Source organism: Martinezella lusitana (genome assembly GCF_016901135.1).
Classification (GTDB): Bacteria; Pseudomonadota; Alphaproteobacteria; order Rhizobiales; family Rhizobiaceae; genus Rhizobium; species Rhizobium lusitanum_D.
On record NZ_JAFEVL010000013.1, the window covers coordinates 25,478 to 40,949 of the forward strand.

13 protein-coding genes and 1 pseudogene are annotated in these 15,472 nt (G+C 58.1%); 7 read left to right on the forward strand and 7 right to left on the reverse strand.

The window, feature by feature from the left end; genetic code table 11:
* Positions 1-3 precede the first annotated feature (3 nt).
* Positions 4-1,524, forward strand: a complete 1,521-nt coding sequence (locus JTP94_RS05845) for a carboxypeptidase M32 (RefSeq protein WP_204849598.1) — start codon at positions 4-6, stop codon at positions 1,522-1,524.
* Positions 1,525-1,923: 399 nt separating this feature from the next.
* Positions 1,924-2,163 carry a 30S ribosomal protein S21 gene (gene rpsU / locus JTP94_RS05850; RefSeq protein ID WP_012759925.1) on the forward strand — a complete coding sequence of 80 codons (240 nt, stop codon included), beginning with the start codon at positions 1,924-1,926 and terminating at the stop codon, positions 2,161-2,163.
* A 459-nt stretch (positions 2,164-2,622) separates the two neighbouring features.
* Here the strand turns inward: rpsU and JTP94_RS05855 are convergent, their stop codons facing one another.
* Positions 2,623-2,976, reverse strand: a complete 354-nt coding sequence (locus JTP94_RS05855) for a nuclear transport factor 2 family protein (RefSeq protein WP_204849599.1) — start codon at positions 2,974-2,976, stop codon at positions 2,623-2,625.
* Positions 2,977-3,534: 558 nt separating this feature from the next.
* Here JTP94_RS05855 and JTP94_RS05860 point away from each other — a divergent pair.
* Both JTP94_RS05860 and JTP94_RS05865 read left to right on the forward strand, forming a co-directional pair.
* A complete protein-coding gene (locus tag JTP94_RS05860) occupies positions 3,535-5,079 on the forward strand; it encodes a DHA2 family efflux MFS transporter permease subunit (protein WP_204849600.1) in 1,545 nt (514 codons plus the stop codon).
* Positions 5,080-5,461: 382 nt separating this feature from the next.
* A complete protein-coding gene (locus JTP94_RS05865) occupies positions 5,462-6,070 on the forward strand; it encodes a J domain-containing protein (protein WP_204849609.1) in 609 nt (202 codons plus the stop codon).
* 120 nt (positions 6,071-6,190) lie between these two features.
* Here JTP94_RS05865 and JTP94_RS05870 read toward each other — a convergent pair whose 3' ends face one another.
* From JTP94_RS05870 to JTP94_RS05890, 5 genes are all read right to left on the reverse strand, one after another.
* On the reverse strand, positions 6,191-6,523 hold the full coding sequence (locus JTP94_RS05870; RefSeq protein ID WP_204849601.1) for a hypothetical protein: 333 nt from the start codon (positions 6,521-6,523) through the stop codon (positions 6,191-6,193).
* Between the two features lie 117 nt (positions 6,524-6,640).
* Positions 6,641-7,408, reverse strand: a complete 768-nt coding sequence (locus JTP94_RS05875) for a TniQ family protein (protein ID WP_246754670.1) — start codon at positions 7,406-7,408, stop codon at positions 6,641-6,643.
* A gap of 25 nt (positions 7,409-7,433) precedes the next feature.
* Positions 7,434-8,357 carry a TniB family NTP-binding protein gene (locus tag JTP94_RS05880; protein WP_312038136.1) on the reverse strand — a complete coding sequence of 308 codons (924 nt, stop codon included), beginning with the start codon at positions 8,355-8,357 and terminating at the stop codon, positions 7,434-7,436.
* The gene (locus tag JTP94_RS05885) at positions 8,317-8,850 is read right to left on the reverse strand and encodes a Mu transposase C-terminal domain-containing protein (protein ID WP_204849604.1); all 534 of its coding nucleotides are present in this window, start codon (positions 8,848-8,850) and stop codon (positions 8,317-8,319) included. Before JTP94_RS05885 ends, JTP94_RS05880 begins: the two co-directional genes overlap by 41 nt.
* Positions 8,851-8,856: 6 nt before the next feature.
* Positions 8,857-9,738 (reverse strand): transposase family protein, encoded by an 882-nt coding sequence (locus tag JTP94_RS05890; RefSeq protein WP_312038137.1) that lies wholly within the window; start codon positions 9,736-9,738, stop codon positions 8,857-8,859.
* A gap of 334 nt (positions 9,739-10,072) precedes the next feature.
* On the opposite strand from JTP94_RS05890, the pseudogene JTP94_RS05895 reads away from it, so the two are divergent.
* Positions 10,073-10,543, forward strand: a pseudogene (locus JTP94_RS05895) (DNA polymerase IV); the annotation flags it as partial.
* Positions 10,544-10,944: 401 nt separating this feature from the next.
* Here JTP94_RS05895 and JTP94_RS05900 read toward each other — a convergent pair.
* On the reverse strand, positions 10,945-11,739 hold the full coding sequence (locus JTP94_RS05900) for an SDR family NAD(P)-dependent oxidoreductase (protein ID WP_204849606.1): 795 nt from the start codon (positions 11,737-11,739) through the stop codon (positions 10,945-10,947).
* Between the two features lie 97 nt (positions 11,740-11,836).
* Between JTP94_RS05900 and JTP94_RS05905 the strand changes: the two genes are divergently transcribed.
* Positions 11,837-12,733: a LysR family transcriptional regulator gene (locus tag JTP94_RS05905; RefSeq protein WP_210384044.1), complete on the forward strand. Its 897-nt coding sequence runs from the start codon at positions 11,837-11,839 to the stop codon at positions 12,731-12,733.
* A gap of 570 nt (positions 12,734-13,303) precedes the next feature.
* Entirely contained in the window at positions 13,304-15,076 is a 1,773-nt protein-coding gene (locus tag JTP94_RS05910) for an adenylate/guanylate cyclase domain-containing protein (RefSeq protein WP_204849607.1), read from the forward strand.
* Positions 15,077-15,472 lie beyond the last annotated feature (396 nt).

Below are 15,472 nucleotides of genomic sequence, written 5' to 3' on the forward strand. Positions count from 1 at the left end.
GATGTGACATTCGCTGCCTTCGAAACCGAGATCGCCAAAATCAACGACATCCTTTGCGCGGTCAATTTGCTGACCTGGGATGCGCGCACCATGATGCCGCCCGGCGGCGTCGATGCTCGCGGCAAGCAGGTCGCCACGCTCGTTGGACTTGCTCGCGATCTTGCGACCGGCGATGAGGTCCAACGTGCGATCGAAGGTGCCTGTGCTGAACTGGCTGATGTGCCCCCAAATGATATTCGTAGGCTCGCTGTCGAGCAGGCGGCGGATGCGATCGGAGTCCTTTCACGTATTCCCTCCTCACTCGTCGGCGCCGCCGCCGAACTCAAGACCGTCGCGCAGGCTTCATGGAGCAAGGCGCGCGCGGCAAACGACTTTGCGGCTTTTGCCCCTCTGCTCGAACGCAGCATGGAGATGCAGCGTGAGATCGCTCTGGCGATCGGCTACGCCGAGCACCCTTATGATGCGCTGGTCGCAACGTATGAGCCCGGCATGACCTGGTCGCGGCTTCGCGGCCTTTACGGCGAATTACAGCAGGCATTAGGTCCGCTACTTGCTACCGCCAAGGAAGCCAGGGTGAGGATGGAAATCCTCGACCGGTCCTATCCGGTCGACCAGCAGCGCGCCTTTTCGAGCGTCATCTCCTCCCGCTTCGGCTATGATTTCGGTCGCGGCAGACTAGACGACACCGTCCATCCCTTCGAGATTTCCTTCACGCGATCGGATGTCCGAATTACCGGCCGTTTCCGCGACGCCTGGCTGCCGGGCGGCCTTTTCGCCGTCTGGCATGAGGCCGGTCACGGTATGTACGAGCAAGGCATCTCCGAGGCCTTCACACGTTCAACCTTCACCACCGATTTCATCAATCTTTATGCGGTTGGAGGCACCAGCTTCGGCACGCATGAATCCCAATCGCGGCTTTGGGAAAATCGCGTCGGCCGCTCGCGCCGTTTCTGGGAACTTCATTTCGACGATCTGAAGACGGCGTTTCCCGATCAGCTTTCCGATGTCACGCCAGACGAATTCTGGCGCGCCGTCAATGCCGTCCGGCCGGGCTTCATCCGCGTCGAGGCAGACGAACTGACCTATGACTTCCACATCATGCTCCGCTCCGAGATCGAGGCCGCCCTGATGAATGGCGAGATCCGTGTGACCGATTTGCCTGCCATCTGGCGTGAGAAGATCAAATCGTATCTCGGACTGGACGTGCCAAGCGACACGCTCGGCGTTCTGCAGGACGTCCATTGGTCATCCGGCATGGTCGGCTCGTTCCCCACCTATACGATCGGCAATATCATGTCGTCGCAGTTCTTCGCTGCCGCGTGCAAGGACGCCGGCGTAAAGGGAGGGCTCGACACCGGCGATTATGCCGCACTCAAAACATGGCTGAACGAGAATGTTCACCGGCACGGCCGATCGAGGAGCCCGAGCGAACTCCTTATAGCCGCAACTGGCTCCGATCTCGCAACTGCGGCCTATATCGCCGATCTTACCAAGAAGGTCGAAGAATTGACTGCGTTTCAATGATCCGTTTCGGTCACTGAAGGGACGGTTGTGTTGCAATTCTAGAATGCGCGTGATCCGGCGGGTTCTGCCCTTTTCGAGTGCAGCCGCTACACACGGCGACCGAATGTGAGGTTGTACAGGCCCGAGAACGGGCCGGCAATTGCTATGGGGCTCAGACCGTGGACCCGCTGACTGAGGAGCAATTTGATGCCATCCGAATGAACCATTGACAAAAATCCTGATGTGATGGGATTAGAACTTCCGACCCACCAATCGCTGGCAGAGCTTACCTCTAGCCCCATTCGCGATCGTGCTCATGAAAACAGTGGCGACAGAGAATCTTGGCAAACTGTCTTCCAAGCCTTGATCATTAATGCGCATAGATCTAATGAGGCGCATCGGTGATCCTAGGAGTTTAGAATGCAAGTTCTGGTACGTGACAACAACGTTGAGCAAGCGCTCCGTTTTTTGAAAAAGAAGCTGCAACGCGAGGGCGTTTTCCGCGAGGCCCGACTTCGGGAGCGTTTTGAAAAGCCCTCCGAAAAACGTGCTCGTGAAAAGGCCGAGGGAATCAGGCGTGTCCGTAAACTCGCTCGCAAAAAGCTTGAGCGGGAAAGCGGTATTTCGGCCCCAAAGAAGGCGAGAGCTCCTGGTCGCTAGGTCGCTAGTGGGGATCGAGTGACGGATGTTTCGTCTGTCGAGGATATGACGTTCTCGTGCCTCAGATATCCCTTTCCTGCAGGCCGTACCGCTAAGTTTACAGTGTCCAATGGAGAGTTGCTCACCGACGCCTTGATAAAGGTGCCGGGGGCAAATGCTTTCGATCAGTTTGGGTTCTCCTATTAAAGCCGGAAAGATTTGACGCCATCTATCCAGCCAAGTGGACGCTTCAGAGTTTTACGTCAATTGACGCGGGTCAGCGGGCCCGAACATGACCAAAAGGTCGGCCGGGTTGATGGGAGCAGCATCAACTCGCACGACCGCCTTCCTGTCGACTGGCTGCAGTACATCCTGTCTTGTCGCTTGGCAGTTGATCATAAGAATCTCATTTCAACGATATCAAGCAGTTTACATGGCACGTGATTTGAGAACGGCCATTTAAGTTGATGACACGCTCGTCTATTCCGCGAAGGCGTTGTCGATCACGATCCTCCAAGCGCCGTCAACATTGCGTCGCAAAACATCGGCGGTTCGGCCTGAAATCCTTCCCGCATCGCCGAGATCCAGCATGTATCGGGAGGTATGCAGGGCGATGTCGCCGTGTTCCAGGACGTCATGCTTCTCAAAAGCCAAGTTCAAGTCGCCGACGGCGGCGATGAAGGCCTTTATCGCCGCCTCTCCGACGCCGCGCTCACCGGGCCGCAGGATCACGAGCGCGTCCGTAGCATAGCAATCAAAGGCCGCCGGCATATCGTGGCTTCTTCGCGCTTCGATCAGCGTGGCGATGGTTTCTAGTGGTGTCAATCTGGCCATCATCTAACTCCTTGATTGGCATGCCGTGCCGATCACGACCTCTGCCCGCACGCCGCCACGAAAGAGGCCGAGACAGATCGTCAGAAGGACGTATACCCATCGTTTCCGGCCATTTAGGTGCGGTTATCCGTCACGCGCACAACAATTTGCCCGCCTAATCGTCAAACGGGGCGAGTTCAACCTGAACATAGCCGGATGGCCCAGCACACACTGGCCAAGCTCAACTCCATGCGTTGATGCTCGCCATGAGTTGACCCTCATTTCCGTTTTGCACTAACCCGTCGCCGTCCGCTCAAGAGCCTGGAAGGGTCCAGCACAGCAACGCTAGGGTGGGTCAAGGCCTTGCAGAAAAGGGTGGCGATTCTTTGCGGAATTCAACGGCCAGCCATCTTCAAACTCACGCCGCCCGATCGCCTTCTGAAAACGGCGACCCTGATCCGGGAACGGGACGGGGGAGAAGTCTAGCTGTAGCGAGGAATTGACTGCTGATCGCCTTAATTACCCGCGCGATTATGCTAATGATCTTCACCAACCCCACCCCACTCGTCGGACCATGACATGTCGAAAACGCTTGAGCCTGGCCATCCCCACGGAAATGCCGCCGTGATCTGGCTCGGCTTCATGGCCATGTGCGTCGGCATGTTCATGGCGATCCTCGATGTGCAGGTCGTTGCGACGTCGCTGCCGACAATCCAGTCGGCGCTTAACATCGATCCGGATCAAATGAGCTGGATCCAGACCTCCTACCTGATTGCCGAAGTGGTCGCCATTCCGCTGACGGGCTTTCTGACCCGACTGCTTTCGATGCGTTGGCTCTTCGTGGCCGCAATAGCGTTGTTCGTCTTTGCGTCTGCCGGCTGTGCGACCAGCGGGAGCTTTGGTGAGCTGGTGGCCTGGCGTGTTCTCCAGGGGTTTTCAGGCGGAACGCTGATCCCGTCCGTCTTCTCAGCCGTCTTCATTCTGTTTCCCAATGAGCGGCAGGCGGTCGCCACCACGATAGCCGGCGTGCTTGCCGTCCTGGCGCCGACGGTCGGCCCCATTGTCGGCGGCTGGCTGACAGAGACCTATTCCTGGCATTGGCTGTTTTTGATCAATATAGTCCCGGGTATCGTCTCGGCTCTGGTCGCCGCTCGTTTCCTGCCGCGGCAGAGGATCGATTTCTCCGAGCTTCGCCATCTCGACGGCTTGTCGCTTGTGATGATGGCAACGGCTCTTGCCAGCCTGGAGCTCAACTTAAAGGAGGCGCCGACGAGCGGCTGGACATCGCTGTATGTCATGAGCCTGCTTGCCCTGTTCGTTGCCTCGGGATACGTCTTCGTCTGGCGCAGCCTGCGCCGGACACGTCCGGTCATCGATCTCCATAATTTTCGAGACCGGAACTTTGTCGTAGGTTCTGTGCTCAGTTTCGTCCTCGGAATTGGCCTGTTCGGTTCCGTCTACCTGATGCCGGTTTTTCTGGCTTTCATCAGGGGACACAACGCGCTTGAAATCGGAACGACCATGCTTGTCACGGGTATTGCGCAGCTGGTGACCGCGCCGATCGCCGTGGCGTTGGAGAAACGCATGGATGCGCGTCTCCTGTCTGCCGCGGGCTTTGCACTGTTTGCCGTCGGGCTAGGCATGAGCGCGTTTCAGGATCCCGGTTCGGATTTCGATGCGATGTTCTGGCCGCAGATCATCCGAGGCGTCGCGATCATGTTCTGCCTGCTGCCGCCGACGCGCCTGGCGCTCGGAACCCTTTCGCCGGACCGCGTTCCTGATGCAAGCGGCCTGTTCAACCTGATGCGAAACCTCGGCGGAGCAATCGGCATCGCGTTGATCGATACCATCATCTACACGCGATCGGAGCCGCTCGGGCAAAAGCTGTGGGAGCGGCTTCAGAGCGGCGATGCCGAGGCCGCGGCGTTCATCGGCGCGCCGGCGCAGACAGTGGCGGGACACGTGGGAGCCTTCGATGCCAATGCCACGGCCGTGCTCGACCCACTGATCCAGACGGCAGCAAGCGTCGAGGCCATGAACGAAGCATGGCTGATCATCGCTATTCTGACCGGCTGCGCCGTACTCTTCCTGCCCCTTGCGAGAAGGACAGAACCTCCGCAATAACAGTGAAACTGAAGTGTCGCCGGATCGGATGCCAAAGAAGATGTGACTGCCATGCGCCCTATCCCGGCGCAGCTTCTCTCATGTGAAGAGAAGCGAGCGGAAGTTCGTGCAGGTCCTCAGATTGCTGTAGGTCGGTCCGGATGGATCAGGTTACCGCCGGGATCGACGCCGTCAAACAATACCAACGCACGCACAGCAAGATCACCGACTGCTCGAGATGCCGACCTTTGAACATTGCCAATCTCCGCAACTTCCGGAGATCAATGCCATGTCATCCGTAACCGGGAAGTTTGCAACAGAACCTCCGCAGATTGCCTGGAATCCGCTAACAGCCAATTCGTTATTTCTTGCCGAGATGAAGCGTTGCCGCCATATAGGTGCCATGACGTTTGATTCGAAGATATTCGTTGGCCTTAAATCGACTCGTAAGAAGCAAGCTCCGCAGAACGAACCCACCGCTCTCAGATGCCAATGGGACGGCTGCGAGAAGAATGGTACGCACCGCGCCCCGGTAGGACGGGATGCCGAAGGTCTGTATCTGTTCTTCTGTCTTGAGCACGTGAAGGAGTATAATAAGGGGTACAATTTCGCGACGGGTCTATCTGACAAGGACATTGCCCGCTATCAGAGGGAGGCGGCCACCGGCGGCCGTCCGACCTGGGGGACCAGCGTCAATCAGGCTTCCGAAACTCCGATGCCGTCCACCGTCCGTTCCGGTTCTGCAAAGGCATTGAATGCCCGCAAAACCGCCGCGCAGCGCCAGGCGCAAAAGACTGATTTCCAGATACGCAAACTCAAGGTGCTGGAAGCCAAGGCATTTGAGACACTCGGTCTTTCGCCGGATGCGACGCCGGAGGAAATCAAAAGCCGCTATAAGGAAAGGCTCAAAATGCACCATCCGGATGCCAACCAAGGCGACCGCACGTCCGAGGACGAGCTTCGAGCATCGATCGAAGCGCATAAGATCCTTAAATTGAACGGATTTTGCTAAACGGTTTCTTCCATTTGGTTATGTGCCGCTGCTGTTCCTTGAGCGACCGGAAGCATCCTTTTGATGTCAAAGCTTGACCTCAACACGCCGAATAGAGAAGAGCCCTGGCGGCTGGTGGTTCTAATATTGGTCGCGTTGCCGAGCGCGCTGTTCTAGGGCGGCTTCAAACGCTCGAAATAACTTCTTCATCACCTGCTCTTTGTAGGGAAACAGCTCCGCTGAATCCATGCAGTGGACGTACATCCCCACATCGGCCTCGAACACCAGCAGGCGGCCATCGGGCAATTCGGCGCAGTCGATGGCAAAATAGTCCAGTCCGAAACGCCGACCGAGCTCGGCGAAGGCGTTTGCGTGGCGGATAGCGAAGTCCTCGTCGAACCTCGTCATCCAGGCGGCTTCCTCAGCGCGCCTCTCCTCGAAATGCGACATGCCGGCGTTCTGGTAATGCACCATCCAATGCTCGGAGACAGCCATATGGCTGGCATAGGTGTCGCTTTGCCTTTAATTCCGAGATTTTTCGCGTTGTGTGTCGACGGACGCCACTCTTTGCCCTTAAATACGAGACGACGATCAGCTTCGTTCGATAGTATTTGATGTAAAGGCGCGACGTCGGTTCTCAATCTGGCGACCGATCCGGTCGACGGTTACGAGCAAGCGATCGTCCTTTTGATAACTCCGGAACAAGGCGACCGTGGCGAAGTCATCGATATCAGTGGCAAACAACGCTGCTTTGAGTAGCGGACGCTTCTGGACCACTGCAATCGCGGCGAGACAGAATAGACGGATGTCCGGATCGAAGCTCTGCAGTGCCGAAGCAGGGTCTCCGCGGACATTCTTTAGTGCCATCGTAAAGGTGACGCTCCGCATTGCCCGTCGGATTTGGCGGATGCTGTTCTGCATTACGGCTTGCTGAAGCAGAACCGACCCAGTCCGCGCGCGCCGAAGCAATTTTTGAGACAGGACGACCTTGCCCAACTTGGGTAACGTCGGCGTGAGCATCGCCCCACAGATTTCACAGTCGAATGCCCAAGCTCGCCGCCAATGCTTGAGTGCGAGGCTGCGCATCGTACAGTTCGGACAGGCTTGGAATGGAAAAAGCGCGGTCAGCGCAGCCTCGGTATCGTTCAATGCCGGAAAGGTCAGGGATTGGACAAGTTCAGGAGTAACCCTCGCGGCCAAGGCGATCTTTTCGGCTGTGCCTGCTTCGAGCCCGAAATCGAGAGAAACCGCATACCGATAATCCAGGCCAACGTGCGCCAGAAGATCGACTAAATCGCAGTAGTTGGCAGTTGCAAGCCGTCTAAGCCAGCCAGAAAGCAACTCGTCTTGGATAGGCATGACAGTTTTTGGCAGCGGGCGCAGTTTAGGGGCCTGCCTGCTCCAGCCGCCGTTGCACAGGCGCATGACGCGACCAGACGGGAGACCACGTGGCGATCGCGCCATCGGTGATGCATTCTTCGCCCGAGCAGATGGCATCGATGGAAAGATCCTTGACCAAAGAGAAGATGCGCGATGCTACTCCACCAGACAGCGCCAATATCTGCTTGAGGGATTTAATTTTCAGATTGGATTTCTTCGCGAGTGGCATCGCCGCGATAAGGGTCTGGATCATATCCGAGAATTCGGCGTCGTCACGCCAGTTTGGCAAGTGATGCTCATCGAGACGCCGGGCCAACTGAACATCGCCGCGGATGGCATCGACTGCCTCGCTAACCCCGAAACAGACCAGCGAGGCCTCCAGTTCATTGCTGAGGTAACGCAGGACATTGAGGAAACGGCGTTGTTCGCGATGTGTACCCGCCAATAGATTGTGGACTTCGTCGACCATAATCATCCGCAAACCGAGGTCGCGCAGCAGAGCAATGACACGGACCTCGAGAGCGGCGACACTCTGCGCGCGTATGCCCAACGCCGTGGCTGGTGCACCGACGGCAGCGAGGATGTGCAGGTAGAATCGCCGCTCGTCAGGAGCCGGCGGCGCCTGCAACAGCAGAAGCGGTGTATGGGTTATGCCTGCGATCGCATCATATTCCGGGGCGTACCTGCGCGAGAGATTCCGGGCGATCATCGTCTTGCCGATGCCTGAGGCGCCGTGGACGAGAAGACCTGGCATGCGTGTCTGCCTCGGCGCTTCGAGAAGAAACTGCAATCTGTCCAAGACACTTTCCGCGCGAGGAAATCCGATCCAGATGTCCGATTGAATGAGGGCGATGCGACCGTCTTCACCTGATCCTTCAGCTCTCACCTCACCATCTCTCCACCTTGAACAGCGGCCGCGACGTATCACCCGTGTCTACGGGGCGCAGCCCCTCGGATGATCCATCAGTCTGCACTGCTCCCTTCAATTGATTTTGGCTTTCGCGGGACCGGCGTTCCGCCTTGGTCCGCACGCGGCTTTCATCCGCGATCTGGCGTTGCTGATGGATCAACTGCGCAAGTACTACCTTATTTGATACTTTCCTGCCCAAAGCACGGCCCTTCTGCATGGCCTCGCGATATTCCCGCAGCGACACCGGCGGGATCTCCAGGTTGCGGTACCGCGCTTCGATACAACGTCCTCCTTTAAGTTCGACCCAGATCGACGAAAGATCGCGGGGATCATACCGCACGATAACTTTCCCATCTTTATGACCAATGTGCCCTGCCAAGACATCCGACCAATAGCGTATACCGAACAGATGGATACCGTCTCGCCTAACCTGGCGCTGTTCGCTTGGCAGGAAGCTCACCTTAAACGCATCCATGTCGAAGGGAATATCGCTCGACATCTGCGCGGCCAAAGCCTCTCATTTGGCGACGGGCGTGCAACCGAGGCTTGAGTGAATGCCGTTGTTGTAGCGGCAGATTTCCAGGGCGAACCAGCTATCGAATTCGCTCAGGGTCATTGCCGCGTTGACTTCGGCTTTATAGCTGCCCTTGGCGGCAACGGACGATTGTGTGGTTCCTGGCAATAGATGGACAGCTCCCATCATCGTGCCAATCAGCCGCTCGATGTGCCCGCCGAAGTGGGGACTCCCTTGAGGCCTGTAGGCAAGCTCAATTCCCCACTCCAAACAGGCGGCCTGAAACGCCTTGGATCGGAAAACACGGCCGTTGTCTACATGGATGCTGCGCGGTTTACCCTGTGCGGGCCAAGGCGCATTGCAGCCGATATCGGAGAGTAATTCTGCCTTCGGCGCCACCGCCCGGGTAAGGCAAAGTGCCACCGAAAGACGCGAGGGCGCATCGAAGCTGACGTAGTAGCCGTTGACGATCCGCGTTGCGATGTCGATCGCAAGCGTCACCCAGGGACGCCCGATTGGTGCGCGTTCAAAACTGTCGACAAGGATGATGTCTGCAAGCGTATGGTCGATCTGAACGACATCCAGAGGTAATTCGGCCCTGTTCTTACCTGTTACCGGCGCAAACCTTTGACGTGCTACCTTAGCGCCCTCTCTTGCCTTCATGACTTCACGCTCATCCATCGCATCAAGACGTCGCTGAATTGTTCGCCGCGTCGGCGCTTGTAGCCCGAGTTCACCACAGGCCATCCTGATCTCCGACACCACCCGCGATAGGCTCGCTCGTTCCCGCCGCAAGTAGTAGCGACGAAGATACTCTTCGATGAGCGTCTCGACCTCGCTAGATATGACCGTTGCGCCTGTACGGCGGCCACGCTTCTGCGGCACCAACGCACTGGTCCGCCCGTCGTCCTCGGCAAGGCGCCATATCCAACGCCAAACCGTTGCCCTGCTTACGCCCAACTCCCAAACTGCATCATGAATGCCACTCTCCAAACTGCCCTTGCCAGAAAGATAATCCTGAACAAGTGGCCGTAAGACCGCCGCTCTCCGCGCGGTTTCAGCACCGATCGTCCCGGTGTGGTCCCTTCCCTATCCATAGCAACCCGCCGCCGGCCCCCTGTGAATTTTGTCTCAAGTTTAGGGGCAAAATCTCGAATTTAAAGACAAAATATCAGATTTAGAGACAAAGCAGCGCCTTTAATTTCGTTAAAGCTCTCATCTCACCTTTAAGAGCAAAGCGACACTCGCGTTTCTGCAAGAACATTTCGGAAAGTCCGGCCCGTATTTTTATGGCATCGCGCGGGGCATCGATGAGCGCCAGGTCCGGCCTGACCGCGTCCGAAAATCCGTAGGCGCCGAGGATACGTTCGTCGAGGATATCGACAATCTCGACCTGGCCAAAGCCGAGCTGCGGCCATTGACCGAGAAAGTCCGGCGCTACTGCGAGGCGCACGACATCACGGGAAAGACCGTAACAGTCAAAATCAAATATTCGGATTTCAGCCAGGCGACACGCAGCCAGACAGTGCTGGGAGCCGTCTCCGGCGTCGACCAGATGCTGGAGATTGCAGAGACCCTGCTCGCCTCCGTGTTCCCGTTCAAACGCCCGGTGCGGCTCTTAGGGGTCACCCTCTCATCACTCAACACCGAAGAGAGCGGGCAAGAACCGCAGCTCGATCTAGGGTTTTGATGCAGCCGGGCCTGAAAACGAAAGAGCCTGCCGCGGGAGGAGGTGCGGCAGGCTTTTCGAAAAGAACCGAACAGCAGCTGGGAGGACGAGTGCCGCTGTTCCTACAGACGTCCCTGGGAGGAGGAGTGGGTCGTCTGAATTCGAAGCTCTGCGGGAGGAGGTGCATCGCTTCGATGAACACCAGAATACCCGTCATGCCATGTCGTCCTCTAGATGTTGAAAGTGATCTGAGCGCGGCGCTCAGGATCGCGCACGCGCCGCTCGTCTTAAGGACATCCCGGGTTTAGGCATAACTAAAATGAAAAGCGTGCGGCCTTAGCCGCACACTCCATTCGATCAGGAAGTTTAACTTATGCGGTGTGGAATGAATTGGCCGCTCAGGCGTGCCAAAAGCTTCTGCCTTATGCGATTGTGCGAACGACACCGCCGTCGACACGCAAGGAACTCCCTGTCGTCCCCGACGCCTGCTCCGAGCAGACATAGACGACCAGGTTTGCGACCTCTTCGGTTGTTGCAAAGCGATTGAGGAGCGATGTCGGGCGCATCGTTTTCAAGAACTGCTGCTCGGCTTCCTGTTGGGTAATGCCTTGCTCTTCTGCGGTCGCCTTCATCCAACCACCCATAATCTCCGAATTTGTCGGACCAGGGAGGACCGAATTGACGGTGACGCCCGTTCCGCCGACCACCTCGGCCAAGCCCCTCGAAATGGCGAGCTGAGCGGTTTTGGTCATGGCGTAATCAATCATATCCTTGGGAATTGCGAGCGCGGACTCACTACTGATGAAGACGACACGCCCCCAGCCACGCTTCGTCATCTTCGGCAGATAGTGGCGGGAGGCGCGAATACCGCTCATGACGTTTAGCTCGAAGAGATCGATCCACTCGCTATCGCCAATTTCCAAGAAGGGCTTCGGGCGTCCCGTGCCCACGTTGTTGACGAGAATGTCCGCATCCGGCGCCCGCGCGAACAACTCTGCCGCACCTTCCGGGGTCGCAAGGTCGGCGGACACGCCGGTGAACTCTCCTTTTGGGAAAAGCTCGCGCAACTCACCAAGCGCTGCAGCGACCCGGTCCTCACGGCGGCCATTGATCACGACGGCGGCGCCGGCGTGCGCCAGCCCTTCTGCAATGGCTCGGCCGATACCGGCCGTGGACCCAGTAACGACCGCCTTGCGACCAGTAAGATCGATATTCATGACACCATTCCTTTTAACTGTGGAGACATCTGAATATAAATCATGTCACATCGGCCGATAATGGGTCCAATTGCCATGATACTAATGCTCAGGAGGAATGGATGTGGATCGTTTCCAAGAATTAAACGCCTTTATAGCCGTCGCTGAAGCAGGCGGGTTCACCGCCGCAGCGCGCACAATCGGCGATTCACAGCCCGCCATCAGTAAGGCCATCGGTGCGTTGGAGAAGCGCCTGGGCGTGATGTTGTTCAACAGAAGCACGCGCCGGGTGACCCTGACGGATCAAGGGCGCAGATACTATGATCGGACAAAGCCACTCATCGACGAGATGCAGGACGCTGATAGCGAACTGACCAACAGCACGCTGGAGGTTTCGGGTTTAATTAGGATCGCCGCAGCTGGTACTTTCGGCCGCCTTCATGTTTTGCCGCTTATCCCCGAGCTGTTGTCACTCAATCCCGGCCTTCAGGTGGATATCATTCTCTCGGACACCGTGCGCGATATGGTGGAAGACCGGATCGACCTGGCGATACGCGTGGGGCCTGTCAATGAACCCGACGCGGTTGTCAGGCGTGTCGCGGTCACCCCGCTGGTGTGCGTCGGATCCCGTCACTATTTCGAGCGCCACGGGATGCCAAAGACCCCAGCGGAGCTCGTTGAGCACAATTGCCTTTTGTATGGCGGGATAACAGAGGCGGCGAGCTGGCAGTTCGTGGGGCAAAAAGGTCGATTCAGCGTGCCGGTTCGGGGGAATCTCTTCTCCAATAGCGTGGAAACGATTCGGGCCGCGGTTCTGGCCGGTGTTGGTATTGGCCTGTTCGCCAAGGTTTCTCTTGCTGATGAACTCCAACATCCCGATGTCATCACTATCCTTGAGGAATTTATGAGCGATGTCAGAGATATTAGCCTCGTCTGGCCGAAACGCCGTTTCGTTCCGGCCCGCGTCCGCCAAGTGACCGATTTCTTCGCAGAGGCCATTGCGCGGCGAACTTAGGAAAACGTTCAGCGATGGTCCGAAGTGCCTCCTGGGATCGATAACGTGCTTATGGTTCTAGCGTCGGATAGATCGCGTCTGCCCGCGGTGCGGGACTAAGGTCACGCCGATTGGGGATATTCGAAACAGTATCTTGCTGCGGAAGCCGCACACGCTTGCGCGCAGTCGGCAATGGATTCGGCTGGTCTTGAAGGGGTCTGAACCGACGACCCAGTTGTCGCAAAACCTATCGATCAGAAATTCTTCACGAGCGGCCATCAGCTTTGCCTGGATGGAATAACGGCTTTGGGGCCGGAAGCGGACTGGCAATTTCAGGCTGCGGATCTTCAAAGAGCGGACATTCGGGTGGGCGCGGACATCGTCGTGACCTGACCTTGAGTGGGCTTTCGGAATGACCGCGTTGGACGGCCGGGAGCATGACAGAGCAGTCATTGCGTGGGGCTACAATGTCGGCTGCGTCCACATTAGCCATGGCCAACTCGATCTCAACCAAGATCGCTCTGAGCAGCGGCTAAAAGTTCTTTCTTGCCCTCTGTCTCCCTGCTATCGTGGAAGTTAGGAGACTGCGCCATGAGCGAGAACCGAAAGCTGGCTGCAATCCTGGCCGCGGACGTGGTTGGGTACAGCCGGCTTGCCGGCGCCGACGAGGATCTCACCCTGGCGAGGTTGCGGACACTGCGCAGCGATCTCATCGATCCGACGATCGCCGTGCACCATGGCCGGGTGGTGAAGCGCACCGGCGATGGTGCGCTGGTCGAGTTCCGCAGCGTGGTGGACGCCGTGCGCTGCGCCATTGAGGTGCAGAACGGTATGGTGGAGCGCAATGACGGCGTCCCGCAGGACCGTCGCATTGAGTTCCGGATCGGTATCCATTTGGGCGACGTCGTCGAGGAAAGCGACGGCGATCTGATGGGCGACGGCGTCAACATCGCCTCGCGATTGGAGGGCGTCGCCGCGGCGGGCGCGATCTGCCTGTCCGAGGATGCCTATCGCCAGGTCAAGGCGAGGCTCGACCTCTCGGTCAGCGATCTCGGCAGCACGCAGCTCAAGAACATCGCCGAGCCGATCCGGGTCTATTCGCTGCAAGTCGGAAGCGCAGGGACCAAGTTAGCCGCGACCTCGGAAACCGCGACGAGCCAACCGGCGACGGCAGCGCCGCCGAAGCTGTCGATCGCCGTCCTGCCCTTCGCCAACATGAGCGGTGACGCCGAACAGGACTACTTCGCCGACGGCATCTCGGAAGACATCATCACGGCGCTATCGAAGCTGTCGCAGCTCTTCGTCATCGCTCGCAATTCGTCGTTCACTTTCAAGGGCAAGAACGTCCATGTGCAGGAGGTGGGCACGAAGCTCGGCGTGCGGCATGTACTTGAGGGCAGCGTACGCAAATCGGGAAACAGGGTACGCATCACCGCGCAGCTCATCGACGCGACCACCGGCGGGCATCTATGGGCGGAGCGGTTCGATCGCGATCTCACCGACATATTCGCGGTTCAGGACGATGTCACGCAGCAGATCGTCGGCGCGCTGGCGGTCAACCTGACAGAGGGCGATCGGCAAAGACTTGCGCCGGGGCAGACCCGGCACCCCGAGGCGTATGACTGCTTCTTGCGTGGCCGGGAGCTGTGGCACCGGCTGACGAAGCAAACGAACAGCGACGCCCGTGACCTTTTGCAACGGGCCGTCCAGCTAGACCCGAACTTCGCCTCAGCGCACGCCTTCCTCGCCCTTACCCACGGGCTCGACTACCTAAACCGGTGGAGCGCGTTGCCGCAGCGCTCGATCGAGCAAGCCGAAGAGGCTGCGACGATGGCGGTAGCGCGGGATGATAGCGATCCCGTGGCACACTGGGCACTGGGTCTGGTCAAGCTTTACTCGCGACAGCACGATGGAGCCATCAGCGAGGCCGAGCGTGCGATAGTCCTCAATCCGAACTTCGCCGAAGGGCAGGTCAGCCTCGGCGAGGCACTAATCTATTCAGGCAGATCCGAGGAGGCACTCGCCTATTTCGATCGGGCGAGGGTCCTGAACCCGTACTTTCCGGATGTCGTTCTCCACTTTCAGGCCTTGGCTTTGTTTCAACTGGGAAGTTACGAAGAGGCCGTCGAACTGTTGCTGCAGCGCGTGAGCCGCAACCCCGTCACCGATGTCTCGCGCGCGCTTCTGGCCGCCTGTTACGGGCACCTCGGCCGTTTCGAAGAGGCTCGCGCGACGTGGCAAGAGGTGCTGCGCGTCAATCCCGACTACTCCTTGGAATACCGTCGCAAAGTCTTGCCTTTCAAGAACCCCGCCGATTTCGAGCTCGTCGTGGAGGGGCTACGCAAGGCCGGTGTCGTACAATGACGGTGATTAATGTCCGATCTTGAACCTGTTGCCGCCATTTGCACAGAGGATGAGCAATAGCCAGTGCCGGCGCAACGACGACCTGCAGCGTGATCGCCAGCAAGATCTGCTTTCAGGAAGCTGCGAAGCCGCCCTCTATGGCCGACATGGTGAAGGGTTTCGGGTGCCGTCAGGCGTACGAAAGCCTCTCATGCAGGAACCCGCGGTCGGCAGTCTCTGAGCTATGGGGTTTTGTGTATCGGATCTTCCGGCGGGCCGCCGATCGCAGTGACGTTTGTCAGTCCCAGCAGGCCGAGAGTGGTGTTTGCAGGTGTGATTGCCGAGATTTTTGTCGTGACTGGGAGCACGTTTGCCAGGCTGAAAGCCGTCGCCATAGTGACTGGCGCAGGGCCTCCC

Excerpts from the sequence above, each read along its gene's own strand:
- rpsU (WP_012759925.1), top strand. The coding sequence starts at position 1,924 with ATGCAAGTTCTGGTACGTGACAACAACGTTGAGCAAGCGCTCCGTTTT.
- JTP94_RS05855 (WP_204849599.1), bottom strand. The coding sequence starts at position 2,976 with ATGGCCAGATTGACACCACTAGAAACCATCGCCACGCTGATCGAAGCG.
- JTP94_RS05860 (WP_204849600.1), top strand. The coding sequence starts at position 3,535 with ATGTCGAAAACGCTTGAGCCTGGCCATCCCCACGGAAATGCCGCCGTG.
- JTP94_RS05865 (WP_204849609.1), top strand. The coding sequence starts at position 5,462 with ATGACGTTTGATTCGAAGATATTCGTTGGCCTTAAATCGACTCGTAAG.
- JTP94_RS05870 (WP_204849601.1), bottom strand. The coding sequence starts at position 6,523 with ATGGTGCATTACCAGAACGCCGGCATGTCGCATTTCGAGGAGAGGCGC.
- JTP94_RS05875 (WP_246754670.1), bottom strand. The coding sequence starts at position 7,408 with ATGCCTATCCAAGACGAGTTGCTTTCTGGCTGGCTTAGACGGCTTGCA.
- JTP94_RS05900 (WP_204849606.1), bottom strand. The coding sequence starts at position 11,739 with ATGAATATCGATCTTACTGGTCGCAAGGCGGTCGTTACTGGGTCCACG.
- JTP94_RS05905 (WP_210384044.1), top strand. The coding sequence starts at position 11,837 with ATGGATGTGGATCGTTTCCAAGAATTAAACGCCTTTATAGCCGTCGCT.
- JTP94_RS05910 (WP_204849607.1), top strand. The coding sequence starts at position 13,304 with ATGAGCGAGAACCGAAAGCTGGCTGCAATCCTGGCCGCGGACGTGGTT.